The organism is Chromobacterium sp. INPA-IVC, from assembly GCF_059047085.1.
The window spans coordinates 243,227-269,325 of sequence record NZ_JBTNLS010000009.1; the positions used below are offsets into that span (position 1 = coordinate 243,227).

A 26,099-nucleotide genomic window follows, 5' to 3' on the forward strand; every position below is an offset into this window, starting at 1 on the left:
TGATGCGGTCGAAACAAATAGGGAAACGATTGCCGGAGGAGATCAGGCGCGCGGGAAGTCGAACGTCAGAATGATGTCGACGGTGTACCAGTTGGGGCGCAGGCCATTGAGGTGAGTCAGCGCCTGGCCAGCATGGGGCTCGATATTCATCGCCACACCTTGAGGCAGTTGCATGATCGCCCGGACGCGGGCGTACCTTCAAGATAGGGCACGATTGTCAGACTGCACAACAACTTATGGCTGATAAAAACTATTTCAACATTGATTTGTATACAGTCAACAATAACCACTATGCAATAAACTCATTACGCCTAGAGTATTAACTAGCAAAAAATCATCGCCAAAGAAAAGTATTTGCTCCATTTATTACAATGTAATTGATCTGGCTTAAAAAAAATTTTCACATCTCAACATTAAATCGATATGATCTTGCGCTGCCTACAAAAGCCAAGGCATGCATAAAAAACAAAAACACCGCTCGTTGCTGGTGATATCTCAAGTCACTCGAAGGAAACCCTTATGTCTACACAATCGCATCCCAAAGGGCTCTATCTGCTCTTTGTGACGGAGATGTGGGAGCGCTTCAGCTACTACGGCATGCGCGCCATCTTCACGCTGTACATGATCAAGGCGCTGCTGTTCGACAAGGCCCATGCCTCGGATATCTACGGCACCTACACCGGCCTGGTGTATCTCACCCCGCTGGTCGGCGGCTATATCGCCGACCGCTACTGGGGCAACCGCCGCTCCATCCTCGCCGGCGGCGTGCTGATGGCCATCGGCCAGTTCATGCTGTTCTTCTCCGGCTCGATGCACGAGACCAACGTCGCCGCCGCCTCCTGGCTGCTGTACGGCGGCCTGGGTTTCCTGATCGCCGGCAACGGCCTGTTCAAACCCAACATCTCGTCGATGGTGGGCCAGTTGTACGCCCCGGGCGACAAGCGCGTGGACTCCGCCTTCACCATCTTCTACATGGGCATCAACACCGGCTCGCTGATCGCGCCGCTGATATGCGGCACGTTGGGCGACACCGGCAATCCGGGCGACTTCAAGTGGGGCTTCATGGCCGCCGGCTTCGGCATGCTGCTGTCGCTGATCGTATTCACCCTGTTCAAGAACAAATACCTGGTGACGCCGGAAGGCAAACCGATCGGCCTGGCGCCCAAGCGCCATCACGACAGCGGCGAGAAAGTGGTGCACGAGCCGCTGACCCGCATCGAGAAGCAGCGCCTGGCGGTGATCCTGATCGTGTCCGCCTTCGTGATCTTCTTCTGGTCCGCCTTCGAGCAGGCCGGCGCTTCGCTGACCTTCTTCGCCGAAGAGCAGACCAACCGCAACCTTCTGGGCTTCACCGTGCCGGCGTCCTACTTCCAGTCGCTGAACCCGGTTTCGGTGGTGATCTTCGCGCCGATCTTCGCCTGGATCTGGACCAAGCTGGGCAGCAAGGGCATGGAGCCCTCGTCTCCGGCCAAGATGGCGCTGGGCCTGTTCTTCCTCGCGCTCGGCTATCTGGTGATCGCCTTCGGCGTCGACGGCCTGGCGCCGGGCGTCAAGGTCAGCATGCTGTGGCTGGTCAGCCTGTACGTGCTGCACACCTTCGGCGAACTGAGCCTGTCGCCGATCGGCCTGTCGCTGGTGGTCAAACTGTCTCCGGCCCGCTTCACCGGCCTGATGATGGGCATCTGGTTCCTGTCCAACGCCGCCGCCAACAAGTTCGCCGGCACGCTGTCGGAACTGTACCCGGACCCGGCCAAGCCGGTGCCGCACTTCCTCGGCTACGCGGTCACCAATCTGCACGACTTCTTCATGCTGTTCGTGATGATGGCCGGCGCCAGCTCGCTGGTGCTGTTCGCGCTGTCCTCCGTGCTGAAAAAGATGATGCACGGCCGCTGACCCGCCGCTTGCCGCATCCAAGCCAACGCCGCCTCCGGGCGGCGTTTTCGCTGCCTGAACGGGCAGACGCCGATCCCGGTCTGTGATAGCCTTGCGCCGATCCTCTACCCCGTTTTGAAAACAAGTTTACGGATGAATACCGCTGCAACTTCTTCCTGGCGGAAGGCGGCCGGCTACGCCTTGCTGGCGCTGCTGGCCATCCGCCTGCTGGCGATGTGGGCGATCCCGCTCACCGACACCACCGAGGCGCGCTACGCCGAGATCGCCCGCAAGATGCTGGAAACCGGCAACTGGGTGACGCCGCTGCACGACTACGGCGTGCCGTTCTGGGCCAAGCCGCCGCTGTCCACCTGGCTGTCCGCGGCCAGCATGGGCCTGTTCGGCGTCAATGAATTCGCCGCCCGCCTGCCTGCGCTGCTGCTGGCGCTGGGCGCGCTGTGGCTGACGGCCGACCTGATGCGCCGCCGCGCCGGAAACGACGCGGCGATGGCCGCCGCGCTGATGCTGGCCGGCGGTCTGCTGTTCTACGGCGCGGCCGGCACCGTGATGACCGACCCCTCGCTGATGTTCTGCGTGACACTGAGCCAGGTGGCTTTCTGGCACGCGATGAACGGCGGCGGCCGGATCTGGCGCTACGCCTTTTTCGCCGGCCTGGGCCTGGGCCTGTTGGCCAAGGGTCCGCTGGCCGTGGTGCTGGTGGGCATGCCGATCTTCTTCTGGGTGCTGATCCGCAATCAATGGAAGGCGCTGTGGCGCGAGCTGCCGTGGATCTCCGGCACGCTGCTGGCCGCCGCCATCGCCCTGCCCTGGTACGCCTGGGCGGAAATCCGCACACCGGGCTTCCTCAACTACTTCATCATGGGCGAGCACGTCAGCCGCTTCCTCGACTCCGGCTGGAAGGGCGACAAGTACGGCTTCGCCCACGCCACGCCGCGCGGCATGATCTGGCCGTACGCCTTGGGCGCGCTGTTCCCGTGGTCCATCGCCATGCTGGCCTGGCTGGCCTGCCGCGCGCGCCGGCTGCCGGCCATCGTCCGCGCCGGCGAAAACGACGGCTGGCTGCTCTACCTCGCGCTGTGGACAGTGATGACGCTGCTGTTCTTCACGATGTCCGGCAACATCATCTTCCCGTATTCGCTGCCGATGCTGCCCGGCGCGGCGCTGCTGATGGCCGAGCTGTGGCATCGCGGCCGGCATGAGCGCTCCGGCCGCGCGCTGCCGTGGCTGGCGCTGTCCTCCGGCTTGCTGGTGCTGATCGCGATCGGCCTGCAATGGCATGACGGCGCCCGTTACTTCCGCACCCAGAAGCCGGTGATCGCGGCCTGGCTCCAGCAGCAGCCGGCGCAACAGGCCCGGCTGTTCTACTGGGACAGCCGCCGCGAGTTCTCCGCCGAGTTCTACAGCCAGGGCAAGGTGCGCACCACCGCCGACGCCCATGCGCTGGCTCCGCAGCTTGCCGCGCATCCGGGCAGCTGGATCGTCACTGAGCAGCGCGACCTCGCCAGCCTGCCGCCGGCCATCGCCGCGGGCTACGTCAAGGCCGGGGAGTTCCCGGTGATGAAGGACAGAATGCTGCTGCTGAAACCGGCCGCGGCCCAGTGAAAGCGCAAACCGCCATGACCGACGCACGCAACTTCGTTCCGCCCTATCTGCTGGAGCTGCACGCCGCCGAGCGCCCGGCCGACCCGCTGGTCAGCTGCCTGATTCCAGCCTACAACGAGTCGGAAAACATCGCGCCGATGCTGGAAACGCTGCACCGGCTGCTGTCCGAGCACGGCTACCGCCATGAACTGGTGGTGGTGGACGACGGCAGCCGCGACGACACCGTGCCCAAGGCGCTGGAAGCCGCCAAGCGCCTGCCGGTGACGGTGATCCAGCTGTCGCGCAACTTCGGCAAGGAAATCGCGCTGACCGCCGGCATCGACAACATCGGCGGCGACGTCGCCGTGCTGATAGACGGCGACTTCCAGCATCCGCCGGAGATGGTGCCGGTATTCCTGGAAAAATGGCGCGAAGGCTACGACATGGTCTACAGCGTGCGCGCCAACCGCGACGGCGAGACCCTGGCCAAGCGCGCGTTCACCCGCGTGTTCTACGCGCTGCTGAACAGCGGCGCGCCGTTGAAGATCCCGGAAAACACCCAGGATTTCCGCGTGCTGGACAAGAGCATTCTGGAGGCGCTGCGGCGGATGCCGGAGCGCAACCGCTTCATGAAAGGCCTGTATAACTGGGTGGGCTTCACCCAGCTGGCGATGGAGACGCAGACGCAAGAACGCCGCGCCGGCAAAAGCAGCTTCAATTTCCGCAGCCTGTTCAATCTGGGCCTGACCGGCCTCACCGCCTTCTCCAATATGCCGCTGCGGATCTGGACGCTGGTCGGCTGCGTGATCTCGATGCTGTCGATCGGCTACGCGATCTGGGAGCTGGTGCACACGCTGCTGTTCGGCAACCCGGTCAGCGGCTGGCCGACGCTGGCCGTCGCCGTCACCTTCCTCGGCGGCGTGCAGCTGCTGTCGATCGGCATACTCGGCGAATACGTCGGCCGCATCTTCAACGAGGTCAAGGGCCGGCCCACCTATTTGATCAGCCGCATCTCCAAACGCAAAGACGGGCAGGACGCATGAAGAAGCAGCTGTTCTGGTTCGGCGTCGTCGGCGTGTCGGCGATGCTGCTGCACTTCGCGCTGGTAACCCTGGTTCTGGTGCCGCTGGGCGTGCCGCCGCTCGTCGCCAACGCGCTGGGTTTCCTCGGCGCCTTTCAGCTCAGCTACTGGGGCCACCGCCGCTTCACCTTCGAAGCCGGCCATGTGCCGCACCGCCAGGCGCTGCCGCGCTTCTTCGGCGTCTCCTGCCTGAGCTTCTGCGTCAACGAGGCCATGTATTTCGCGCTGCTGCGCCTCACTCCGCTGGACTATCGGGTCTCGCTGGCCGTCGTGCTGTTCGCGGTGGCGGCGCTCACCTTCCTGCTGGGCAAGCTGTGGGCGTTCGCCTCCGCGCCGCAAACAAATTAACGCTGTCGCGATGACGACGGAAAACTTTTGGAATCGACGACAGTCCTACCGCGCATGACGAAACGATTGACACTCTGCGCCGATGACTTCGCCCAGTCCGGCAGCATCAGCGCCGGCATCCTGCAGTTGATCGATGCCGGCCGCCTGTCCGCCACCAGCGTACTCAGCCAGTCTCCGCACTGGCCGGAGCTGGCCGGCGAACTGAAGGCGCGGGCGGAGCGGGTCGACGTCGGCCTGCATTTCAACCTCACCCATCCGTTCGACGCGCCGGTCAAGCCGCTGTCGCACTGGCTGATGAAGAGTCAGCTGCGCCAGTTGTCGCTGGCGACGCTGCGCGACGAGGCGCTGACGCAGATCGACCGCTTCGCCGACCACTTCGGCCGGCTGCCGGACTTCGTCGACGGCCACCAGCACGTGCACGCGCTGCCGGTGATACGCGACGCGCTGTTCGACGCCATCCTGCGGCGCTGGCAGCAGGATCCGCTGCCCTACCTGCGCTCGCCGGATCGCCTTGGCCACCCGGGCGACAATCGGCTGAAGGCGCTGGTGCTGCGCAGCGTGTGCACCAATTTCGACGAACAGGCGCGCGAGCGCGGCTTCGCCACCTCGCCGTGGTTCGGCGGCATGTATTCGCTGAGCCCGCAAGCCGACTTCCCCGGACTGATGCAGGCCTGGCTGGCCAAGATTCCGGACCGGGCGCTGATCATGTGCCATCCCGGCCTGCCCGCCGCCGACGCCTCCGACCCCATCGCCGCCAGCCGCGGCCGCGAATTCGACTACCTGGCCGGCGGCGCCTTCGCCGAACTGTGCCTGAAGCACCGGGTCAGCATCGCCCGCTTCCAGCCCGAGCCCGCCGTCGCCGCTTAAAGGGCTGAGCGCTCAGGCGCCCGGCCAGGGGTGCCGCCAGGGCTCGCCCAGCTCCTCAAGCCTGGCGCGGCAAGACTCCCCGGCGAATTTCTCGCCAGCCGCCGGCGGACAGACGAAGGCGAAACGCTCGCCGTCCAGCTCGAAACGCAGCGCGTAGGCATGCAGGTAGCCGCGATCCGCCGCGCTGCCGCCATATAACGCGTCGCCCAGTATCGGCGCGCCCTGCGACTTCATCGCCACCCGCAGCTGATGCGTCTTGCCGGTGCGCGGCCGCAGCAGAAACAGTCTCAACCCCGGCTCCAGCGAAAAACTGAAAAACTGCGTGACTGCCGGATTCTCCCTGCCCTCCGTCAAGCGCCAGGCGCCGCCGCGTCCCTTGGCCATATCGCCCGATATCTTGCCTTGCTTCTTCAGCGGCTTGCGGTCCGATAAAGCCAGGTAATACTTCTCCATCTCCCGCCCGGCCAATGCGTCGCCCAGCGCGCGCGCGGCCTCGGCCGAACGCGCCACCAGAATCAATCCGGACGTGATGCGGTCCAGCCGGTGCACCGGCCACAAGGCCGCATCGCCCAGCCCCTCTCGAAGGGCGTCCATCAGCCCCGGCTGGTCTTCTTCGCGGTGGAAACCGACGCCGGGATGCTTGTCGACGAGATAGAAACGGGAATCTTGATGAATCAGGGTGTACATGACAGCCGAAGAGAAAGGAAAAGCATGGCATTGTAGGCCAGCTGCCTTCGGGGAAACAGTAGCGGCGTAGCCGGCGTCACTGTCCGGCGTCCTTGCGCTGCTGCATCTCCATCCGCAACTGCTTGCGCATCTCGGCGGCGCGGAAGCGTTGCCGCTGCTCCTCAGTCTCCAGCACCAGGGTCGGCACCGCCATCGGCTTGCCGTCCTGGTAGGCCACCATGGTGAAATAGCAGCTGTTGGTGTGGCGCTGGCTGCGCTGCTGGATGTTTTCCGCCACCACCTTGATCCCCACTTCCATCGAGGTGCGGCCGACGTGGTTGACGCTGGCGAGAAAGGTCACCAGCTCGCCGACATGTATCGGCTGCTTGAACAGCACCTGGTCCACCGACAGCGTCACCACGTAACAGCCTGCGTAGCGGCTGGCGCAGGCGTAGGCCACCTGGTCCAGCAGCTTCAGCAGCACTCCGCCGTGCACGTTGCCGGAAAAATTGGCCATGTCCGGCGTCATCAGCACCGACATCACCAGCTCTCTTTGTCCCTGGGCCTCTTCGCTCATCGTCTGCTCCTGCAATGTGTACAAGCGGACATTCTGCCACGTCGATTGGAATAGCGGGCAGGCGCTTCTATACTGAATGGACAGAGGAACGCGTTTCATGTCCATTTCCAGTGTAGCCGGCAGCGCTTCCAGCTACGGATTCAGCATGCATGGCGCCAATTGCCAGTGTCCCGCCTGCCAAGCCTTACGCTCGCAGGCTGCCGCTGTTCCGAGCGCGTCAGCCTCCTCTTCGCCGCAAACCGCCAACGCCGCGCCTTCCGCGTCGGCCGGGGACCAAACCGGCAACGATGCCGCCAGCCAGAATAGCTCCAGCAATGCGCAAACCTCTCAGCAAGCCAATGCCGCCGCCCCCAAGGCGCCGGACGGCAAACCTTTGAACGACGCGCAGCAGAAGGAAGTGGAAGAGCTGAAGTCGCGCGACACCGACGTGCGCCGCCACGAAGCCGCGCACCAGGCCGCCGGCGGCGCGCTGGCCGGCGCGGCCAGCTTCACCTACCAGCTGGGGCCAGACGGCAAGCAGTACGCGATAGGGGGGGAAGTACCGATCCAGCTGAGCAAGGGCAACACCCCGCAGGAAACCATTCAGAATGCCCAGACGGTGCGCGCCGCCGCGCTGGCGCCGTCCGACCCGTCCGGCCAGGACCGCGCGGTGGCGGCCGAGGCCTCACAGATGGAACAACAAGCGCGGACGCAGCTGTTGCAGCAGCAGAGCGGCAACCAGCACCTCAGCCCGCTGCAAAAGATGCAGCAAGCCTCCGATCCGGCCGCCAGCCAACAGGCCAAGGGCGGCAATGTCGACACTTACGCCTAGGGCCTGCTCCAAGTCTCTTGCCGAACCTCGCAACGCCATCCTGAAGACTGAATGCAAAGCGAAAGGCGCAGGCCTTGGCCATTCCAAGGCCCGCGCCCGATGCTGATCAAAGGATTGAGCAGGCGTTAAACCCGCCGCGCCAGCCTCAGGCCGTTGGCGATCACGATCAGGCTGGTGCCGACGTCGGCGAACACCGCCATCCACAAGCTGGCCACGCCGGCCAACGCCAGGCCGAAAAACACCAGCTTGATGCCCAGCGCGATCGCGATGTTCACCTTGAGCACCGACGCGGTGCGGCGGGCGTGGGCGATCAGGTCGGCCAGCCGCGACAGCTTGTCGTCCATCAGCGCCACGCCGGCGGTTTCCAAGGCGCTGTCCGATCCGGCCGCGCCCATCGCGACGCCCAGGTCGGCGCGCGCCAGCGCCGGCGCGTCGTTGACGCCGTCGCCCACCATCGCCACCTTACCGCTGGCCTGCAGTTGCTCGATGAAGCGCAGCTTGTCCTGCGGCAACAGGCCGCCGTGGGCGGCGGAGACGCCGGTCTGCGCCGCCACCGCGGCCGCCACCTGCGGGCTGTCGCCGCTGAGCATCACCGCGCGCACGCCCATCTCGCCCAGACGGGCGATGGTGGCGGCGGCTTCCGGCCGCACCTGATCGGCGACGGCCAGCACGCCCAGCGCCCGTTCGCCGTCCAGCAGCACCAGCGCGCCCTCGCCCGCCTCCGCCATCCGGGTCAGCTCGGCGGCCAGCCCCGGCGTCAGCGCGCCCTGCTCTTCCGCCAGCCGGCGGCTGCCCAGCTGCAGCGCTCGGCCATCCACCCGGCCGCGCACGCCGCGGCCCACCAATTCGCTGACCTGCTCGGCGGCCGGCAACGCCAGGCCGCGCCGCGCGGCTTCGTCCAGCACCGCCTTGGCCAGCGGATGGGTGGAGTGGCTGTCCAGCGCGGCCGCCAGCGCCAGCACGGTTGATTCGTCGCCGCCGTCCAGCACCGCCACGCGGGTAACTCGCGGCTCGCCCAGCGTCAGCGTGCCGGTCTTGTCCAGGCAGACGGTGTCGATGCGGGCGGCCATCTCCAGCGGCGCGCCGCCCTTGACCAGCAGGCCGTGGCGCGCGGCCGAGGCCAGCGCGCTCACCACCGTCACCGGCGTGGCGATCACCAACGCGCACGGGCAGGCGATCACCAGCATCACCAGCGCGCTGTAGATGGCCTGGTGCCACGGCATCAGACCCAGCAGCGGCGCGGATACGGCGAACAAGGCCGCCAGCGCCAGCACCACCGGGGTGTAGACCCCAGCGAAGCGGTCGATGAAGCGCTGCGTCGGCGCCTTGGACGCCTGGGCGTCGCGCACGGTGGCGATGATGCGCGCCAGCACCGACCCGGACGCCGGCGCCGTGGTTTCGATCTCCACCACGCCGCTGCCGTTGATGCTGCCGGCGAACACCGCGTCCTGCGGCCCCTTGTCCACCGGCAGGCTCTCGCCGGTGATGCTGGCCTCGTTGAAGCTGCTGTGGCCGTCGGCGATGCGGCCGTCCAGCGGCACCCGCTCGCCGGGACGCACCCGCACCCGGCTGCCCACCGCCACCTCAGCGGCCTGCGCCTCGCGCCAGCCGGCGCCGTCGGCCACCCAGGCGGTTTCCGGCGCCAGCGCCATCAGCGCGCGCACCGCCTCGCCTGCCCTGGCCAGCGACATCGCCTCCAGCCGCTCGGCGATGGCGAACAGGAACAGCACCATCGCCGCCTCCGGCCACTGGCCGATCAGCATCGCGCCGATCACGGCGACCGACATCAGGAAATGGATGTTCAGCGTGCGGGTGGACAGCGCGATCCAGCCCTTCTTCAACGTGGGAATGCCGCCCAGCAGGATGGAAGCCAGCGCCAGCGCGGCCACTTCCAGCCGGCCGTCGCCCACGCTCCAGGCTGCCGCTTCCGCGGCGGCGGCCGTCAGACCGGAAGCGATCAACAACAGATTGGCGCGGCGCCCATGGCCTTGCGGCGCCGATAGCTTGGCGTCCGCGTCCAGCTCCACCGCCTGCATGCCCACCTTGGCGATGGCGCTTTTCACGCCATTCAGATGCGGCAGGTCGTGGCGCAACAGCAACACCCGTTCGATGAAGTTGAATTCCAGCGCCACCACGCCGCTCATCCCGCCCAACGCCTTTTCGATCAACCTGGCCTCAGTCGGGCAGTCCATCGCCTGGATCTGCAGCCGCGACAGATTCGCGCCCTTGCCCTCGCCCAGTTGCACGCGGGACGGCTCGGCATGCTCGTGGCCATGCGCGTGGCCGCAGCCCTCGCCGTGCCGGTGCTCATGCTGGTGATCGTGCTGGTGATCGTGCTGGTGATCGTGCTGATGATGGTCGTGGCCGTGCTTGTCGCCCGGCTTGTGTTCGTGGCCGCAGCCGCCATGGGCATGCTGATGCGGGTCCGCGCCCTTCAGCGCCAGCGCGGCTTCGGCCTTGGCCGAGCAGCAATCGCCGCCGCGGGCGTGTTGATGGCCTTGATGCGGCGGTACGGCCTTGCGGTAACGCGTCACGCTTGACATATGCGCCTCCATTGGTAGTCTGGGCACATTGCACACCCTGTAGTCACTACAGGGTCAAGCGTTTCTTTCGGGAGAGTGTCATGTTGATCGGAGAACTGGCCCGCCAGACCGGCTGCGAAGTGGAAACCATCCGCTACTACGAGCGCGAGGGCCTGCTGTCCGCGCCGCAGCGCTCAAGCTCCGGCTACCGCCGCTACACCGCGGAGCAGCTGGGCGAACTGAACTTCATTCTGCACTGCCGCTCGCTGGGCATGTCGCTGGCCGACATCCGCAACCTGGCCGCGTTCAAGGCCGACCACGATCACGACTGCGAGGACATCAATCTGCTGATCGATCAGCAGATCGCCAAGGTGCATCAACAAGTGGAGGCGCTGCGGCTGCTGGAGCAGCAGCTGCTGGCCTTGCGCGACAAATGCCACGAAAGCCACGCGGCCGCGGATTGCGGCATCCTGCAAACGCTGGTGGAGGCGGCCGAGGGCGCGCCCTGCGTCTGCCACACGCCGTTCGGCCAGGACAATCACGGCCACAGCCAGGATTACGACCACGCGGCCAAAAAAAATGGCCGATCCAACAAGGATCGGCCCTAAATCAACGCTCGTTTGGGGAAGAGGAGAAACCCACTGACCACCACCCCACGGCAGTCAGGTCACAACAAAATCGTTACAGCCAGTGGCTGATCAAGGGCGCGGCGAACACCGTCGCCACCCCGGCCAGCATCATGGTCAGGCTGGCCACCACGCCTTCTTCGGCGCCTATCTCGCTCGCCTTCGCGGTGCCGGCCGCATGGGCCGCCGCGCCGAACAGCGCGCCGCGCGCCAGCTTGGAGCGGATCGGCAGCAGCGCCAGCATCAACTGGCCCAGCATCATGCCGCACACCCCGGTCACCACCACGAACAGCGCGGTCAAATCGGTCGAACCGCCCAGCGTCTGCGCCGCGGCCAGCGCGAACGGCGTGCTGATCGATCTGGGCGCCAGGCTCTTCTGCATCAGATCCGGCAGATCCAGCCAGCGCGCCAACATCACCGAGCTGGCCACCGCCACCGGAATCGCGGCCAATACGCCGCAACCCAATGACAGCCAATGCTTGCGGATCAGCGCCCGGTACTCGTAGATCGGCACCGCGAACGCCACCGTCGCCGGCCCCAACAGCCAGGTCAGCCAACGCGTATCGGCGAAGTAGGTCTGGTACGGCACCCGCGCCAACACCACCAGGCCGATGATCAGCAGCGGCACCGCCAAAATCGGCGTGCTCCACCAGCTGCGCGTCTTCAGGTAATACTTCTTGACCACCCAGTACAACACCACGGTGAGTACGAAGGAGATCAACGCAATCTCATGCTCCATGGACTTCAGCCCTCATCTGCGCCTTGCGGTTGCTGTCGCGGCGGCGCAGCCGGATTTCCAGCCGGTAGCAGCGGTCCACGACCAGCGCGGTCACCGCCATCACCAGTGCGGTGGAGGCGACGATCACCAGCAGCAGGCGGACACCGGCGGACAGAATCACGTCCGGGTACTGCACCACCGCCACCACGGCCGGGATGAAGAACAACAGCATCTCGGCCAGCAGCCAGCGGGCGCCCTGGCGGAGCCAATCCACCGGCAGCAGGCCAGACCACAACCCGGCCAGCACCAGCAGCATGCCCAGCACGCCGGCCGGCATCGCCGGCAGAAAACGGTGGCTCAGCTGGTTGGCCGCCATCCACACCAGGCTCAGCAGCAGAACCTGGGAAAAGGTTTGCAGCGGTTGCGACAGGCGGTGAAACAGGCGGGCCATGCTTGGCTTCCATCAACTTAGGAGTTGAGCAAAGTATAGCCAGCCGGCATTCATTCTAAAAATGAATTAAAATTATCAAGACGATTCCACTCAGGAATGCAAATGGACATACGCGCGCTACGCTATTTCGTCGAGCTGGTGAAATGCCAGAGCTTCACCCGCGCCGCCGACGCGCTGTTCGTCACCCAGCCGACGATCAGCAAAATGGTGAAGCAGCTGGAGGAAGAGCTGGACATGCCGCTTATCCTGCGCGAGGGGCGCAGCTTCCGCCTGACCGATGCCGGCCGCGTCACTTACGAGCGCGGCCTGGACGTGCTGTCGGCGATGAACAAGCTCAAGCACGAGCTGGCCGATCTGGCCTCGCTCAGCCACGGCGAGCTGGTGGTGGGCCTGCCGCCGATGGTGGGGGTCGCCTTCTTCGCGCCGGTGGTCAGCCGCTACCGCCGCCGTTATCCGCAGATCGAGCTGAAGATGGTGGAAGACGGCGCGCTGGCGATCGAAAACCGCATCAAGAGCGGCGAGCTGGAGATAGGCGTGGCGGTGCTGCCGGTGGACAGCCAGCTGTTCGACCACTACTCGGTGGTGCGCGACCCGCTGTGCCTGGTGGCGCCCGCCGGCTCGCGCTGGCGCGACAAGTCGCTGGTGCGTCTGGTGGACATCGCCGATCAGCCGCTGGTGCTGTATCCGGACGATTTCACCCTCAGCCGCCGCGTCGGCGACGCCTTCCGCGAGCTGGGCAAGACGCCCAACATCGTCGGCCGCAGCGCGCACTGGGACTTCATCGTCGAGCTGGTGGCGGCCAACCTGGGCGTCACCCTGCTGCCGCGCAGCATCGTCGAGCGGCTGGACCGCCAGCTGTTCGACGTGGTGCCGCTGTACGACAACAAGCTGTACTGGCACCTGGCGCTGATCTGGCAGCGCGGCGGCTATCTGTCCCACGCCGCCCGAGCCTGGCTGGCGCTGACGCGGGAGACGCTGGGCGGGCAGGATTGAAAAAGGCCGCTGACGCGGCCTTTTCTTGCGGAGGGCGATCAGCCCTGCGTCTTCAGCACCCGCTGGCGGCGGCTTTCCGACAGCACCATGCCGGACGACACCGACACGTTCAGGCTCTCCACGCTGCCGAACATCGGAATGGACACCAGCACGTCGCAGTGCTCGCGCGTCAGGCGGCGCATGCCCTCGCCCTCGGCGCCCATCACCCAGGCCAGCGGGCCGGAAGCGTCGAAGTGGTAGAGGTCGGTGTCGGCCTCCATCGTGGTGCCGGCGATCCACACCCCGGCGTCCTTCAGGTCGCGCAGCGTGCGCGCCAGATTGGTCACGGTGATATACGGAACCACCTCGGCCGCGCCGCAGGCCACCTTGGACACGGTGGCGTTCAGCGTGGCGGAGCGGTCCTTGGGGGCGATGACGGCGTGCGCGCCCATCGCGTCGGCGACACGCAAACAAGCGCCCAGATTGTGCGGGTCAGTGACGCCGTCCAGGATCAGCAGCAGCGGCGGCTCGGACAGGTTTTCCAGCACGTCGTCCAGGTCCACGTAATTCATGCTGGCGTCTATCATCGCCACCACGCCCTGGTGGCGCGCGTTGCCGCTCATGCTGTCCAGGCGTTCCTTGTCGACGATGTGCAGCTTGACGTTCTCCGCGCCGGCCTTGTCCAGCACCGCCTTGGCGCGGGCGTCGTGGCGGCCGCCGGCCAGCCAGATTTCCAGCAGGCTTTTCGGGTTCTGCCACAGGCGGGCGTTGATGGCGTGGAAGCCGTGGATCAGGCGTTTGTTGCTCATGGCGGGGATGTCTCGAATTCTCAATTCCCGCCATTGTAGCCGCAAGCCGCCCACCGGCCCAGCCTTGGCGCGCGTCGGCTAAGCCGGCTCGGCCTCGCGCCGCCAGCCGGCGGCAAGCTTCGCGAACTCGTCGGCCGGCAACGGGCGGCCGAAATGGTAGCCCTGCAGCACATGGCAGCCCTTGCCCTCCAGGAACACCGCCTGCGCTTCGTTCTCCACCCCTTCAGCCACCACCTGGAACTTCAGCTTCTTGGCCATCGCCAGGATGGCTTCGGCGATGGCGGCGTTGTCGTCGTCGTCCGGCAGCCCCTCGACGAAAGACTGGTCTATCTTCAGCGTGTCCAGCGGGAAGCGCTTCAGGTGCGACAGCGACGAGTAGCCAGTGCCGAAGTCGTCGATGGACAGCCACACGCCCAGCGACTTCAGCTCGGACAGCAGGCTCACCGCCTCGGTCGGGCTCTGCATGATCATGCTCTCTGTGATTTCCAGCTCCAGCCGCCCGGCGGCGAGGCCGGCGGCCTGCAGCGCGCCCGCCACCTTGGCCGGCAGCGACGGCTGGCCGAACTGGCGCGGCGACAGGTTCACCGCCAGCCGGGGCACCCGCAGCCCCAGCGCGTCCCAGGCCGCCAGCTGGCGGCAGGCCTCGCGCAGCACCCAGTCGCCTATCGGCTTGATCAGCCCGGTCTCCTCGGCCAGCGCGATGAAGCGCGCCGGCGGCACCAGGCCCAGCTGCGGATGGCGCCAGCGCAGCAGCGCCTCGGCCCCGGCCAGCGCCCGGCTGCCCGCGCTCAGCTGCGGCTGGTAGTGCAGCTCGAACTCGTGGCGCTCCAGCGCCATGCGCAGGCCGTTCTCCAGCAGCAGGCGTTCGAAGGTCTGGGTGTTCATGCCGACGTCGAAGAACTGGTAGGTGTTCTTGCCCGCCTCCTTGGCGCGGTACATCGCCACGTCGGCGTTCTTCAGCAGCGTGCGCGCGTCGCGGCCGTCGTGCGGGAACACGCTGATGCCTATGCTGCCGGTGATGAACACCTCGTGCGCCTCCAGACACAGCGGCTTGCCCAGCGCCGCCAGGATGGCCGACGCCATGTCCGCCAATTGGTGGTGGCTGTCGAAACCGCTCATCAGCAACGTGAACTCGTCGCCGCCCAGACGGGCCAGCAGGCCGCGCTCGCCCACCACGCGCGACAGGCGGATCGCGATCTCGCACAGCAGCTGGTCGCCCACCTGGTGGCCGAAGGAGTCGTTGATCAGCTTGAAACGGTCCAGATCGATGAACATCACCGCCAGCCGGCCGTCCTCGCCGTCCATCCGCGTCAGCGCCTCGTCCAGGCTGGCGGTGAGGCTGCTGCGGTTGGGCAGCCGGGTCAGCGGATCGTGGTTGGCCAGGAACTGCAGCCGCTCCTCGGCCTCCTTGCGCTGGGTGATGTCGGAGAACACCGCGACGTAGTTGCACAGCACGCCGTCTTCGTCGCGCAGCGCGGAGATCGACAGCTCGGCCGGATACCACTGGCCACCCTTGCGCCGGTCCAGCATCTCGCCCTGCCAGTGGCCGCAATCGGCCAGCGCCTGCTGCATCGCCGCGCGCGCCTGCTGCTCGATGTTGAAAATGCGCGAGGCCCTGCCCAGCGCCTCTTCCTCGGCATAGCCGGTGATGCGGGAGAACGCGTCGTTGACGGCGATGATGCGCGCGCCGGCGTCCAGGATCAGGATGCCCTCGGCGGAATTCTCGAACACCTTGGCGGCCAGCCTGAGATTGGTGTCGGCCAGCAACCGCTCGGAGATGTCCATCACCACGCCGATCACCGCCTTGCGGCCGTTCAGCTCGAACAGGCGGCTGTGCACCTCCATGTCCACCAGCACGCCGTCCTTGCGCAAGCCGCGGGTGGAGTAATGCATCACCGCGATATTGTCGCGGAAGCGGCGCAGCAGCTGTTGCCGCAGCCGCTCGGCCTCGCCGGGCACCAGGATCTGGCCCATGGTCATGCCGGCCATTTCCTCCGGCTGGTAGCCCATGATTTCGGCCAGCTTGGGATTCACATAGGCCAGCTTCTCGTCCTGCATGATGTAGATGCCGACCAGCGACTGCTCGACCAGCGCCAGATACCGGTCCTCGGCCTCGCGCTTGGCCTTTTGCTCGCGCCGGGACTGGGTGATGTCGGTGTCCACGCTGCCGACGCCGGCCGGCCGGCCGTCGGCGTCGAACAGGGGAAACTTGGACGCCAACAGATAGGTTTCCACGCCGTTGAGCGCGAAATGCTCGTCGAACTGCCGCGGCGACAGCAGGTTCAACACCTGCTGGTCCTGCTCGCGTATCTGCTGCGCATCCTCAAGATCGAACACATCCTCAGGCCGCTTCCCCAGCAGCGAATCGGCCGACATGCCGACCCGGCGCGCGTAAGCGGCGTTCACCAGCAGGTAGCGCCCGTCCATGTCCTTCAGCGACATCATTGTCGGGCTGTGGTTGACCAGCGATTCGATGCGGGCGCGGAACGCGCGCAACGTCTCGCCGTCGGCGCGGTGGCCATCCATCAGGATGCCCACCAGCAGGCCGGACACGTTCAAGGCCAGCGCCAGCAAGAGATCGGTGGCCGCGTCGCCCATGCCCACGCGCACCAGGCCGGCCGGCGGCAGCGCCGCCAGCGACAGCAGCAGCGACGCCATGCCGGACGTCAGCGCCGCGCCGCCGGGGCCGGTGCGGCAGGCCGCCCACAGGATCAGCGGGAAGAACAGCAATTGGCTGGGCACGCCCGGCGGCTCGCCGGCGGCCAGCAACAGGCCCACGCCGCCGGCCGACAGCAGCAGGATCAACGCCAGCTCCAGCCGCAGCGGCACCGGCAGCGGACGCAGCGGCGGGCGGGCCAGCGGCGCGCACAGGAACAGCGCCGACGCCAGCGCCGCCCAACATTGCCAGGCCCACGACCACGGATGGCCGGCCAGCCCGCCGGCCGCCCAGGCGTAGCCGCCCAGCAACAGGGTCGCCGCCAGCGCCGGATAAAACAACGCCAGCAGCAGATGGCGCAGCTGCTGCGGCGTGCGCGGGCGCTCCAATCCGCCGAGCAGGCCGCCCAGGCGCAAGCCTGGCCGGATCAGGCACAGCGACGCCGCCATCAGCAAGGCCCATGGCGGCGGCATCCACGCCGCCGCGGCCATGCCGGCCGCCAGCGGCCACCACCACGCGCGGCTAGGCTCCCGCGCCAGCAGCTGCCAGCACAACAAACCGTGCGGCGCGAAACTCGCCAGGGACAATGCCGCATGCGGACCGCGCGGCCACAAGGCCACGCTGGCGACAAAGCCCAGGAATACCAGCAACTCCTCCACCCTAGGTGTGGTTCTCACGCTCCCATCCTTCTCCACTGTCGTCCGGTTGACCGGATCTTGCTCCATCCCGGCTCTGCAACCCTGGGCGGTTTCAGAGACATGACTATTATTTTTTCTGATATCTGATTAGCATTAACAGCCAATTTTCTTCATGCAAAATTAAAACTGGCTTGAAACAAACGCATACGATAGCCGGGAATCCAGACGCCGGCTAGCGCCGGCCGCAGGCAAAGCCGTAAGGCCGCCCGGCGCACTGTTATAATCGCGACAAGCACAACCCCGCACAGAAGCCAGATCAAGTTGGATACGCTCCCGACCCTGCCGCCCGCCGGCCAGAAAACCCGCTGCGGCCGCCTGCCAGACGGCCTGGACAGCCATGCCATCGCCGCGCTTGCCAAGCAGCGGCGCCCATTGCTGGTTCTCGCCGCCGACGCCCAGGCCGCCCAGCGGCTGAAAGCCGAGCTGCCGTTCTTCGCGCCCGACCTTTCCATCGCGCTGTTCCCGGATTGGGAAACGCTGCCCTACGACCATTTCTCGCCGCATGGCGACCTGGTCAGCGAGCGTCTGGCCACGCTGTGGCAGATCCGCCAGCGCGAGTGCCAGGTGGTGATCGCGCCGGTCAGCACCGCGCTGGGGCGGCTGGCGCCGGTAAGCTACCTGCTGGGCCGGACGTTTTTCCTGAAGACCGGCCAGCAACTCGATGTGGAGAAGCTGCGCGCCGATATGGTGTCCGCCGGCTACCAGCACGTCACCCAGGTGATGGCGCCGGGCGAATTCTCCGTCCGCGGCAGCCTGATCGACCTCTACCCGATGGGTTCGCCGCTGCCGTACCGGATAGACCTGTTCGACGCCGAGATCGACAGCCTGAAGACTTTCGACCCCGATACCCAGCGCACGCTGTACCCGGTGCCCGAGGTGCGGCTGCTGCCGGCGCGCGAATACCCGGCCGACGAAAGCGGCGTCACCGCCTTCCGCCAGCGCTACCGCGAAAAGATGGAAGGCGATCCAAGCCGGAGCCGCGTCTACAAGGATGTGTCGCAGGGCCTGTGGCCGGCCGGCATCGAGTACTTCCTGCCGCTGTTCTTCGACGAAACCGCGACGCTGTTCGACTACGTCGGCGACGACGCGCTGGTGGTGCAGCACCACGACGTGCAGGCGGCGGCGGAAACCTTCTGGCGCGACGCGCAGGGCCGCTACGAGATGGCGCGCGGCGACATCGACCGTCCGGTGCTGGCGCCGGCCGACATCTTCCTGCGCCCGGACGAGCTGATGGCGAGGCTCAAGCCCTATGCCCGCATCGAGTTCTCCGGCGACGGCGAAACCGGCGCCGCGCTGCCGGAGCTGGCGGTGGATCGCCGCGCCGACGCGCCGCTGCACAAGCTGCAAGCCTTCATCGCCGCCGGCGGCAAGCGCGTCCTGCTGGCGGCGGAAAGCCTGGGCCGGCGCGAAACCATGCTGACCTTCCTGGCCGAAAACGGCATCAAGCCGACGCCGATTGACAGCTGGGCCGATTTCGCCGGCGGCAAGGCCGCGCTGGCGCTGGCCGTCGCGCCGCTCTACTCCGGCTTCGCGCTGGCCGATCCGGCCATCGCCGTCGTCACCGAAAGCGAGCTGTACCAGCACGTCGCCCGCAGCCACACCCGCCGCAAAGCCAGCCGCGCCGGCTCCGACGCGATGCTGCGAGACCTGGCCGAGGTCAAGGCCGGCGACCCGGTGGTGCACGAGGCGCACGGCATCGGCCGCTACGTCGGCCTGGTGACGATGGACCTGGGCGAAGGCGAAACCGAGCTGATGCAGCTGGAGTACGCCGACGGCGCCACGCTGTACGTGCCGGTGTCGCAGCTGCAGCTGATCTCGCGCTACGCCGGCGGCGCCACCGACGACATCCAGTTGCACAAGCTGGGCAATCCCGCCTGGGAAAAAGCCAAGAAGCGCGCGGCGGAAAAAGCGCGCGACACCGCGGCCGAGCTGCTGAACCTGTACGCCCAGCGCGCCGCGCGCGAGGGCCACAGCTTCGAGCTGTCCCCCGCCGACTACAGCGCCTTCGCCGCCGGCTTCGGCTTCGAGGAAACGCCGGACCAGGCCACCGCCATCGAAGCGGTGATCAAAGACATGTGCTCCGGCAAGCCGATGGACCGGCTGGTGTGCGGCGACGTCGGTTTCGGCAAGACCGAGGTGGCGCTGCGCGCCGCCTTCGTCGCGGTGATGGGCGGCAAGCAAGTGGCGGTGCTGGTGCCCACCACGCTCTTGGCCGAACAGCACTTCCAGAACTTCTCCGACCGCTTCGCCGACTGGCCGGTGCGCATCGCCGAGCTGTCGCGCTTCCGTAGCGGCAAGGAGACCAAGCAAGCCTTGCAAGGGCTGGCCGACGGCAGCGTCGACATCGTCATCGGCACCCACAAACTGGTGCAGCCTGACATCGAGTTCAAGAACCTGGGCCTGGTCATCATCGACGAGGAGCATCGCTTCGGCGTGCGGCAAAAGGAACAGCTGAAACGGCTGCGCGCCAATGTGGACGTGCTGACGCTGACCGCGACGCCGATTCCGCGCACGCTGTCGATGGCGCTGGAAGGCCTGCGCGACTTCTCCGCCATCGCCACCGCGCCCTCCCGCCGGCTGGCGGTGAAAACCTTCGTCAGCCCCCTCTCCAACGGCGTGATCCGCGAAGCGGTGCTGCGCGAGTTGAAACGCGGCGGCCAAGTGTTCTTCCTGCACAACGAAGTCGACACCATCGAGAACATGCGGGAAAAGCTGGCCGAGCTGATTCCGGAGGCGCGCATCGGCGTCGCCCACGGCCAGCTGCGCGAGCGCGAGCTGGAACAGGTGATGCGCGACTTCCTGCAGCAGCGCTTCAACCTGCTGCTCTGCTCCACCATCATCGAAACCGGCATCGACATTCCCAACGCCAACACCATCCTGATCAACCGCGCCGACAAGTTCGGCCTGGCGCAGCTGCACCAGCTGCGCGGCCGCGTCGGCCGCAGCCATCACCAGGCCTACGCCTACCTGCTGACGCCGGACGGCATGACCCGCGACGCGCAGAAACGGCTGGAGGCCATCCAGCTGTCCGGCGAGCTGGGCGCGGGCTTCTACCTGGCGATGCATGATCTGGAAATCCGCGGCGCCGGCGAGGTGCTGGGCGAAGGCCAGTCCGGCGAGATGCAGGAAGTGGGCTTCTCGCTATTCACCGAGATGCTGAAGCAGGCGGTGCGCGATCTGAAAAAGGGGCGCGCGCCCGACCTCGACGCGCCCTTGGGCGTCACCACCGAGATCAATCTGCACAGCCCGGCCTTGCTGCCCGACGCTTACTGCCCTGACGTGCACGAGCGGCTGCTGATCTACAAGCGCCTGGCCAGCTGCGAGACCGAAGCCGAGATCGACGACATCCACGAAGAGCTGATCGACCGCTTCGGCCTGCCGCCGCAAAGCGTGAAGACGCTGATCGAAAGCCACCGCCTGCGCCTGGTGGCCAAGGAGTTGGGCGTGCAGAAGCTGGACGCCAGCGAGGTGGCGGTGCAGATCACCTTCATCAAGAACCCGCCTATCGACCCGGTGAAGATCATCATGCTGATCCAGAGCAAGAAGAACTACCGCCTGGCCGGGCAGGACAAGCTGCGCATCGAGCAGGCGCTGCCGGAGGTGGCGCAGCGGATCGTGAAGGTGAAGGAAGTGTTGAAGGAGTTGAGCGCGTAGGCGCGCCTATTCGCGATTCTCATCATGGAACAGCAGCCTGCTCGATTGAGTGGGCTGTTTTCATATAGTTGCTTTTTAAAAATTTCTCCATAGCTAACCAAGTTCATATCAAAGTCAAACAATTACCCAATCACAACACCACAGACCAAGCACACTTAAACTTAATGCACGGCTCTATTTAGCCACCCGATCAAGATGCACCTTTACAATATCACTCACTGAAACATAATCAGAATCCAAAACCCCACCCTTCTTCAACTTACCATTCCGCCTCTCCAAACTAGCCTTAACAGAAACCAAGCTATTATTTCTAACCACCACACTGGCAAGGTCATCAAAATCAGCATTAGGCAACAACTCATAACCATCACTTGGCAGCATATTTATCGATCCGATTAAATCACCCATGATATTATCATCCCGATCTGGGCCTGGTGAACTCCCTAGCTTCAAACCATCAGGAACCCTGCGCACCTCAACATTGTATTTTGAGTTATCAGCATAAAAATCAAATCGTTTCCCTGTAGGATTCTTCATCTTCACATGAATTAAAAGTAAAACGAGATCATTTTTATATGGCAGCACCTCGGTTGAAAGTGACATATTAACAACCCAATCATCAGATCCTGCCAAGTCAAATTGATATACTGCCCATCCCCCACCGACCAAAATAGCAAGTGTAGTCACCCACTTTGAGATTGGATCTGCACTTATTGACAGCCACCTCCTCAGCAATACTAACAGCCGGATCAGCTTAGCTATCACAACTAGAATAAAACTCCTGGCAGCATAAAAAATATACATTTATTTAGCTCCAAGCATGCTCACACAATCGACCATTTAAATGACAATAGCAAAGCCGGCCTTATTTTCAACCCTCAAACTATCATCTACCACTTCATAATCCATAATAACCAGATGTATCCGCTACGCGGATAATGATTCAGATGCCGGTTCCGCCCGGCAAACGGGTGAGGGGCTGCGCGGCCAGCCCCCTCACCACCCCAGGCCGCCCCAACAGCGCTACGAAACCCCGGTTTCAAATCCATTTTCAAGGCGCCGCCGGAACTAGCCGCGCGCTAACATCGCGCGGTGTCGGACAACCGGCGTCTTAAACCTTGAAAATGGCTCTGAACCCGGCTTGCGCTGGTGGGAGGTGCGGCAAGTCGGATCCACTCTACATGCTGTGGATGTTCAGAACTGACAGCTTAGTAGCCGAGCACCAAGAGCTGAACGTATTCGATGCGCCGTCCTCCCCATCAGCGCAAGCCGGCTTGCAAGCCATCTCCGGGGCTTTAAGCTGCCGGCTATTCGACGCGGGGTGACGGTAGCGCCCCGCTAGTTCCGGCAGCTCCCCGAAGATGGCTTGGAAGACGGGATTTCGCCGCGCTGTTGGGGTCGCCTAGGGGTGTCGGGGAGCTGGCGAGACAGCTCCCCGACCTGTCCGGCGGGCAGCCCCGCCATGAAAAACATCATCCTCGCAGCGGACTCCACAAGCGCTCAATTTGCTCCAACCCAAGGCAAGCCCCCCTCTCCGGGACTAGATTGGAAAGACAAGTCCAACAAGGAGCCGCCATGCCCCGCCGCAATGCCGAAACGGGCGACGACGACGACAAGCCCGTCCCCCTGTACCGCCAGTACGAAACCCAGGGCACGGTGCGGCAGATATCGTTTTATCTGTCCGACGAGATCGGCGCCGCCATCCACTACACCGACCTCTTGTACACGCTGCGCACCGCCAACAGCACCGACATCGTCTATCTGCATCTGAACACCCCCGGCGGCAATTTCGACGCCGGCCTGCAGATCATCAACAACATCACCGCCAGCCAGGCTCACGTGGTCACCATCCTGGAGGCGCGGGCGTATTCGATGGGCGCGCTGATCTTCCTCGCCGGCGACGAGCTGGTGGTGCACGACACCTGCCAGCTGATGTTCCACAACTATTCGTCGGCGCTGATCGGCAAGGGCAATGAGCAGCAGGCTCAGGTAGCGGCCAGCGGCAAGTGGTTCGAAAAGGTGATGCGCCACGTTTGCCGGCCCTTCCTCACCGACGAGGAACTGGACCGCATTCTGAAGGGCGAGGACATCTGGCTGGACAGCGACAGCATCCGCCGCCGGCTGAACAACATCCAGAAAGGCGCGCCCGCCGTCGCGGCGCGCAAATCGGCCAAAAGCGAGGCCAAGCCGGCGCAGAAATCCAGTTAGAAGACGGCTTGTCTTGCCCGATCTCTGACCGATAATCAGGGCATGCCGGTCCGGGCCCGTGTTGATGAGCGAGTTCCCGAAAACAGCCTGCGCCGCCCTGCGGCGCCCAGCCCTGCCCGCCACTGGGCGTTGCCGGCCCGAGAAATTGTCTTCCCGCCGCGGAAAGGATTGCTTCTGAAACCGCTTTTCCCTATCGCCGCGCTCTTGCTCTGCGGGCTGCTGGCCTCAGAAACGCAGGCGTCGGGCCGCGAGCTGCGGGTGGTTTTTTCCTCCGGCCGGCCGCCCTTTTCCTTCCATGACGACAAGCTGGGCGACACCGGCATCGAAGTGGACCTGATGCGCGCGGCGCTGCAACGGCTGGGCTATTCGATGAAAACGGCGATCGCCCCCAACTCGAGGCTGCTGCTGGCAGTCGCCGACGGCCAGGCCGACATCGCTTCCGCGGTGCACGAACACGGAGCAGACGGCAAGGGCGTGTATTACTCGGACGGTTTCATCGAATACCACAATATCGCCATCGGCAAGCGGGAACAGCGGCTGGACATCCGCTCGCAGCAGGATCTGGCGAGACACAGCTTCGCCATCTGGCAACACGGCTGGCGCGACCTCGGGCCCGCTTTCCAAGCCGCCTACCAGCCCGACTCGTCCGGCCGCTTCCGCCGCAATTATCATGAAACAGCCAACCAGGAAAGCCAGTGCCGAATGTTCTGGGCCAATCGCGTGGAACTGCTGATCATCGACCGCACGGTCTTCAGCTGGTTTCGCGACAAGCTGGCCAGCAGCCTGCCCACCGGCGCGGCCGTGGCCTATTACGACATCTTTCCGCAAACCACCGTCTTCCCCGCCGCCTTCCGCGACAAAGCGCTGCGCGATCGCTTCAACCAAGCGCTGCGGCAGTTGCGCCAAAGCGGCGACTATCAGCGCATCCTGGCCCGCTATCGGCTGGACGGCTGAGCCGCCCGTCCAATGCCAATGTAATTGATAGCGATTAGTTTTGTCCGTATGCTTGGCCCGTCAGCCACAACCCGCCATTCAACCATGCCGCTACGCGATATCCGCATGCTGGCCCGCTACAGCGCCTGGGCCAATCTCCGCCTGTTCGACGCGCTGTCCGCGCTGCCGGAAGAGGAGCTGCTCAAACCCCGCGCCACGGTGTTCGGCAGCATTCTGTCCACCTTGAACCACAACCTGGTGGTGGACCGCATCTGGCAGGGCCATCTGCTGGCGCGGCCCCACGGCTACAGCGGCCGCAACACCGCGGATACGCCCAGCCTGGAAGAACTCGCTCGGGCGCAGGCGGAACTGGACCGCTGGTATGTCGATTACGCCGATGGCCTGGATCCGGCCGCACATGAGGAGGTGGTGGACTTCGCCTTCGTCGATGGCGGCCGCGGCAGCATGCGGCGCGGCGACATGCTGCTGCACATCGTCAATCACAAGAACTATCACCGCGGCTTCGTCGCCGACATGCTGTACCAGGTGCCGGCCACGCCGCCGACGACCGACCTGCCGGTCTACCTGCGGGACGCCCACCGGGAGCAAGGCGGCCGATAGCGCGCTAGTGCTGCGCCTCCGGCTCCGGCTCGCGTTCTATCTCCACCCGGTTCCGGCCCTTGCGCTTGGCCTGGTACAGCAGCAGATCGGCCTCCAGGAACAGGCTGGCCAGGTTCTCGTGCTCCGGCGGCCTGAGGCAGGCCACGCCTATGCTGGCGCTGATCGACAATTGCAGCTCTCCCACGCGGGGCTGCAGATTGGCGATGGCCAGCCGCAGGCGATCCGCCACATTGCAAGCTTCCACCCGACTGGCCAGCGGCAGCATCACCACGAACTCCTCGCCGCCGTGGCGTCCCAGCACATCGCCCTGACGTGATTCCGCCCGCAGGCAATCGGCCAGTTGGCGCAATACCTCGTCCCCCACCTGATGGCCGTAGCGATCGTTGACCTCCTTGAAATGGTCGAGGTCGATCAACAGCAGAGCCAGCGCCTGCCCGCGCTGCCGCGATCGCGAAAACATGGCCGCGGCCTGTTCGTGAAAGGTTCGATGGTTGTACAGCTGCGTCAAGCCATCCTGTTGCGCCTGCTGGCGGACCTGCAGCAACAGGCGCTCATAACTGATGAACAGCAGGCTCAGGCTGTAGCAGAACGTCAGCCAGAACAGGCTGAGCGAAGTAAACAGCGCCAGCAGTTGATTCACGCTGGAGAAATTGTTTCCCTGTTCCAGCCAGGACATGGCCAGCCGAAACAAAGCAACCCCTATCGTCGTCGTCGCCAGGCCAAGCGCCAGCCGGTAACCCATCATGGTGCGCCACTGTCGTCCGCGATACAGCAGCGCAACGATCATCGACCAATAAAAAACATGCGCGCAGGCGGTGACGCCCACCCGCCGCGTATAGCTGCCGGCCCCGGCCCAGAACACGAAGCACAGCATGATGATCGTCAGAGCAGCGAGATGGAAGCGCCAATCGTTGCGCAGGCCCAGCAACTGGCGGGTGGCGACCACGGCCAGCGGGTGGTACAGCAGCAGCAGGAAAGTGTCCAGGACCAGATTGGGCCAGGCGGGAATGGGCAGGGGCAAATAAGCCACCAAGGTGCCGCAGGCGGCGATGCAGCCGGCGATGCCAAGCGTCAGCAGCGCTCTTTCGTTCCGGTTGTAAAGCCAGAACATCAGCACGACCAGGGTCAGCATGGCGGTGTAGCCGGTGGTGCTGAGCAGGGTGGTCTTGAAATCCAGAATGCTTGGTATGGTTGTGCTTGGCATGAAAAACAAATATCTAGTCGGCAAAAACTGGCATGCGCGGCCCCGGGTGGGACCGCCTGCCGCAGGCTGGCGATACCATAGCAGAATTTCACTTACGCCATGCCATCGCGCATGCCTTTCGCATCATCGTAGACTCGCCCCGACGCACCCGCAACATCCAGACAGTCTAGTTCCTTGCCCTTCCCGCCCAACTTAGATAGAAT

22 protein-coding genes are annotated in these 26,099 nt (G+C 65.0%); 12 read left to right on the plus strand and 10 right to left on the minus strand.

Annotated elements, in window-relative coordinates:
- Window positions 1-42 precede the first annotated feature (42 nt).
- Window positions 43-174, minus strand: a complete 132-nt coding sequence (locus ACX17K_RS18465; RefSeq protein ID WP_269326224.1) for a hypothetical protein — start codon at window positions 172-174, stop codon at window positions 43-45.
- A 345-nt stretch (window positions 175-519) separates the two neighbouring features.
- On the opposite strand from ACX17K_RS18465, the gene ACX17K_RS18470 reads away from it, so the two are divergent.
- The 5 genes from ACX17K_RS18470 to ACX17K_RS18490 all read left to right on the plus strand — a co-directional run bounded on the left by ACX17K_RS18470 (window position 520) and on the right by ACX17K_RS18490 (window position 5,770).
- On the plus strand, window positions 520-1,893 hold the full coding sequence (locus ACX17K_RS18470) for a peptide MFS transporter (protein ID WP_231151628.1): 1,374 nt from the start codon (window positions 520-522) through the stop codon (window positions 1,891-1,893).
- Between the two features lie 132 nt (window positions 1,894-2,025).
- The gene (locus ACX17K_RS18475) at window positions 2,026-3,495 is read left to right on the plus strand and encodes an ArnT family glycosyltransferase (protein WP_493775914.1); all 1,470 of its coding nucleotides are present in this window, start codon (window positions 2,026-2,028) and stop codon (window positions 3,493-3,495) included.
- Window positions 3,496-3,509: 14 nt separating this feature from the next.
- Window positions 3,510-4,517, plus strand: a complete 1,008-nt coding sequence (locus ACX17K_RS18480; RefSeq protein WP_070981901.1) for a glycosyltransferase family 2 protein — start codon at window positions 3,510-3,512, stop codon at window positions 4,515-4,517.
- On the plus strand, window positions 4,514-4,903 hold the full coding sequence (locus ACX17K_RS18485; protein ID WP_493775915.1) for a GtrA family protein: 390 nt from the start codon (window positions 4,514-4,516) through the stop codon (window positions 4,901-4,903). Before ACX17K_RS18480 ends, ACX17K_RS18485 begins: the two co-directional genes overlap by 4 nt.
- 54 nt (window positions 4,904-4,957) lie before the next feature.
- Entirely contained in the window at window positions 4,958-5,770 is an 813-nt protein-coding gene (locus ACX17K_RS18490; RefSeq protein WP_493775916.1) for a ChbG/HpnK family deacetylase, read from the plus strand.
- Between the two features lie 12 nt (window positions 5,771-5,782).
- On the opposite strand, the gene ACX17K_RS18495 is transcribed toward ACX17K_RS18490, so the two are convergent.
- Both ACX17K_RS18495 and ACX17K_RS18500 read right to left on the minus strand, forming a co-directional pair.
- Window positions 5,783-6,457 (minus strand): TIGR01621 family pseudouridine synthase, encoded by a 675-nt coding sequence (locus ACX17K_RS18495; protein WP_493775917.1) that lies wholly within the window; start codon window positions 6,455-6,457, stop codon window positions 5,783-5,785.
- 76 nt (window positions 6,458-6,533) lie between these two features.
- Window positions 6,534-7,013, minus strand: a complete 480-nt coding sequence (locus ACX17K_RS18500; RefSeq protein WP_493775918.1) for an acyl-CoA thioesterase — start codon at window positions 7,011-7,013, stop codon at window positions 6,534-6,536.
- 97 nt (window positions 7,014-7,110) lie between these two features.
- Here ACX17K_RS18500 and ACX17K_RS18505 point away from each other — a divergent pair, with 97 nt between their 5' ends.
- Entirely contained in the window at window positions 7,111-7,824 is a 714-nt protein-coding gene (locus ACX17K_RS18505) for a putative metalloprotease CJM1_0395 family protein (RefSeq protein ID WP_493775919.1), read from the plus strand.
- A 125-nt stretch (window positions 7,825-7,949) separates the two neighbouring features.
- On the opposite strand, the gene ACX17K_RS18510 is transcribed toward ACX17K_RS18505, so the two are convergent.
- A complete protein-coding gene (locus ACX17K_RS18510) occupies window positions 7,950-10,367 on the minus strand; it encodes a heavy metal translocating P-type ATPase (RefSeq protein WP_493775920.1) in 2,418 nt (805 codons plus the stop codon).
- Window positions 10,368-10,447: 80 nt separating this feature from the next.
- On the opposite strand from ACX17K_RS18510, the gene ACX17K_RS18515 reads away from it, so the two are divergent.
- Window positions 10,448-10,954 carry a Cd(II)/Pb(II)-responsive transcriptional regulator gene (locus tag ACX17K_RS18515; protein WP_231151635.1) on the plus strand — a complete coding sequence of 169 codons (507 nt, stop codon included), beginning with the start codon at window positions 10,448-10,450 and terminating at the stop codon, window positions 10,952-10,954.
- A 73-nt stretch (window positions 10,955-11,027) separates the two neighbouring features.
- Here ACX17K_RS18515 and ACX17K_RS18520 read toward each other — a convergent pair whose 3' ends face one another.
- Together ACX17K_RS18520 and ACX17K_RS18525 are read right to left on the minus strand one after the other, a co-directional pair.
- The gene (locus ACX17K_RS18520; RefSeq protein ID WP_493775921.1) at window positions 11,028-11,711 is read right to left on the minus strand and encodes an LrgB family protein; all 684 of its coding nucleotides are present in this window, start codon (window positions 11,709-11,711) and stop codon (window positions 11,028-11,030) included.
- Window positions 11,701-12,141 carry a CidA/LrgA family protein gene (locus tag ACX17K_RS18525; protein WP_021478545.1) on the minus strand — a complete coding sequence of 147 codons (441 nt, stop codon included), beginning with the start codon at window positions 12,139-12,141 and terminating at the stop codon, window positions 11,701-11,703. The genes ACX17K_RS18520 and ACX17K_RS18525 overlap by 11 nt, the downstream gene beginning before the upstream one ends.
- 102 nt (window positions 12,142-12,243) lie before the next feature.
- Here ACX17K_RS18525 and ACX17K_RS18530 point away from each other — a divergent pair, with 102 nt between their 5' ends.
- The gene (locus ACX17K_RS18530; protein WP_021478544.1) at window positions 12,244-13,134 is read left to right on the plus strand and encodes a LysR family transcriptional regulator; all 891 of its coding nucleotides are present in this window, start codon (window positions 12,244-12,246) and stop codon (window positions 13,132-13,134) included.
- A 38-nt stretch (window positions 13,135-13,172) separates the two neighbouring features.
- Here the strand turns inward: ACX17K_RS18530 and rlmB are convergent, their stop codons facing one another.
- Both rlmB and ACX17K_RS18540 read right to left on the minus strand, forming a co-directional pair.
- The gene (gene rlmB / locus ACX17K_RS18535) at window positions 13,173-13,922 is read right to left on the minus strand and encodes a 23S rRNA (guanosine(2251)-2'-O)-methyltransferase RlmB (RefSeq protein ID WP_046157559.1); all 750 of its coding nucleotides are present in this window, start codon (window positions 13,920-13,922) and stop codon (window positions 13,173-13,175) included.
- 78 nt (window positions 13,923-14,000) lie between these two features.
- Window positions 14,001-17,255, minus strand: a complete 3,255-nt coding sequence (locus ACX17K_RS18540; protein ID WP_493775922.1) for a sensor domain-containing protein — start codon at window positions 17,253-17,255, stop codon at window positions 14,001-14,003.
- A 282-nt stretch (window positions 17,256-17,537) separates the two neighbouring features.
- Here ACX17K_RS18540 and mfd point away from each other — a divergent pair, with 282 nt between their 5' ends.
- A complete protein-coding gene (gene mfd, locus ACX17K_RS18545) occupies window positions 17,538-20,930 on the plus strand; it encodes a transcription-repair coupling factor (RefSeq protein WP_493775923.1) in 3,393 nt (1,130 codons plus the stop codon).
- 174 nt (window positions 20,931-21,104) lie between these two features.
- Here the strand turns inward: mfd and ACX17K_RS18550 are convergent, their stop codons facing one another.
- Entirely contained in the window at window positions 21,105-21,734 is a 630-nt protein-coding gene (locus tag ACX17K_RS18550) for a hypothetical protein (protein ID WP_493775924.1), read from the minus strand.
- 771 nt (window positions 21,735-22,505) lie between these two features.
- Here ACX17K_RS18550 and ACX17K_RS18555 point away from each other — a divergent pair.
- From ACX17K_RS18555 to ACX17K_RS18565, 3 genes are all read left to right on the plus strand, one after another.
- Entirely contained in the window at window positions 22,506-23,138 is a 633-nt protein-coding gene (locus tag ACX17K_RS18555; RefSeq protein WP_493775925.1) for a Clp protease ClpP, read from the plus strand.
- Between the two features lie 168 nt (window positions 23,139-23,306).
- On the plus strand, window positions 23,307-24,092 hold the full coding sequence (locus ACX17K_RS18560) for a substrate-binding periplasmic protein (RefSeq protein ID WP_493775926.1): 786 nt from the start codon (window positions 23,307-23,309) through the stop codon (window positions 24,090-24,092).
- Between the two features lie 84 nt (window positions 24,093-24,176).
- Entirely contained in the window at window positions 24,177-24,692 is a 516-nt protein-coding gene (locus tag ACX17K_RS18565) for a DinB family protein (RefSeq protein ID WP_493775927.1), read from the plus strand.
- A gap of 4 nt (window positions 24,693-24,696) precedes the next feature.
- Here the strand turns inward: ACX17K_RS18565 and ACX17K_RS18570 are convergent, their stop codons facing one another.
- Window positions 24,697-25,896 (minus strand): GGDEF domain-containing protein, encoded by a 1,200-nt coding sequence (locus tag ACX17K_RS18570; protein WP_493775928.1) that lies wholly within the window; start codon window positions 25,894-25,896, stop codon window positions 24,697-24,699.
- Between the last annotated feature and the right edge of the window lie 203 nt (window positions 25,897-26,099).

Excerpts from the sequence above, each read along its gene's own strand:
- ACX17K_RS18470 (WP_231151628.1), top strand. The coding sequence starts at position 520 with ATGTCTACACAATCGCATCCCAAAGGGCTCTATCTGCTCTTTGTGACG.
- ACX17K_RS18480 (WP_070981901.1), top strand. The coding sequence starts at position 3,510 with ATGACCGACGCACGCAACTTCGTTCCGCCCTATCTGCTGGAGCTGCAC.
- ACX17K_RS18495 (WP_493775917.1), bottom strand. The coding sequence starts at position 6,457 with ATGTACACCCTGATTCATCAAGATTCCCGTTTCTATCTCGTCGACAAG.
- ACX17K_RS18555 (WP_493775925.1), top strand. The coding sequence starts at position 22,506 with ATGCCCCGCCGCAATGCCGAAACGGGCGACGACGACGACAAGCCCGTC.
- ACX17K_RS18520 (WP_493775921.1), bottom strand. The coding sequence starts at position 11,711 with ATGGAGCATGAGATTGCGTTGATCTCCTTCGTACTCACCGTGGTGTTG.
- ACX17K_RS18530 (WP_021478544.1), top strand. The coding sequence starts at position 12,244 with ATGGACATACGCGCGCTACGCTATTTCGTCGAGCTGGTGAAATGCCAG.
- ACX17K_RS18510 (WP_493775920.1), bottom strand. The coding sequence starts at position 10,367 with ATGTCAAGCGTGACGCGTTACCGCAAGGCCGTACCGCCGCATCAAGGC.
- ACX17K_RS18500 (WP_493775918.1), bottom strand. The coding sequence starts at position 7,013 with ATGAGCGAAGAGGCCCAGGGACAAAGAGAGCTGGTGATGTCGGTGCTG.
- ACX17K_RS18485 (WP_493775915.1), top strand. The coding sequence starts at position 4,514 with ATGAAGAAGCAGCTGTTCTGGTTCGGCGTCGTCGGCGTGTCGGCGATG.
- ACX17K_RS18505 (WP_493775919.1), top strand. The coding sequence starts at position 7,111 with ATGTCCATTTCCAGTGTAGCCGGCAGCGCTTCCAGCTACGGATTCAGC.
- ACX17K_RS18490 (WP_493775916.1), top strand. The coding sequence starts at position 4,958 with ATGACGAAACGATTGACACTCTGCGCCGATGACTTCGCCCAGTCCGGC.
- rlmB (WP_046157559.1), bottom strand. The coding sequence starts at position 13,922 with ATGAGCAACAAACGCCTGATCCACGGCTTCCACGCCATCAACGCCCGC.
- ACX17K_RS18465 (WP_269326224.1), bottom strand. The coding sequence starts at position 174 with ATGCAACTGCCTCAAGGTGTGGCGATGAATATCGAGCCCCATGCTGGC.
- ACX17K_RS18515 (WP_231151635.1), top strand. The coding sequence starts at position 10,448 with ATGTTGATCGGAGAACTGGCCCGCCAGACCGGCTGCGAAGTGGAAACC.
- ACX17K_RS18525 (WP_021478545.1), bottom strand. The coding sequence starts at position 12,141 with ATGGCCCGCCTGTTTCACCGCCTGTCGCAACCGCTGCAAACCTTTTCC.
- ACX17K_RS18550 (WP_493775924.1), bottom strand. The coding sequence starts at position 21,734 with ATGTATATTTTTTATGCTGCCAGGAGTTTTATTCTAGTTGTGATAGCT.
- ACX17K_RS18565 (WP_493775927.1), top strand. The coding sequence starts at position 24,177 with ATGCCGCTACGCGATATCCGCATGCTGGCCCGCTACAGCGCCTGGGCC.
- ACX17K_RS18475 (WP_493775914.1), top strand. The coding sequence starts at position 2,026 with ATGAATACCGCTGCAACTTCTTCCTGGCGGAAGGCGGCCGGCTACGCC.
- ACX17K_RS18570 (WP_493775928.1), bottom strand. The coding sequence starts at position 25,896 with ATGCCAAGCACAACCATACCAAGCATTCTGGATTTCAAGACCACCCTG.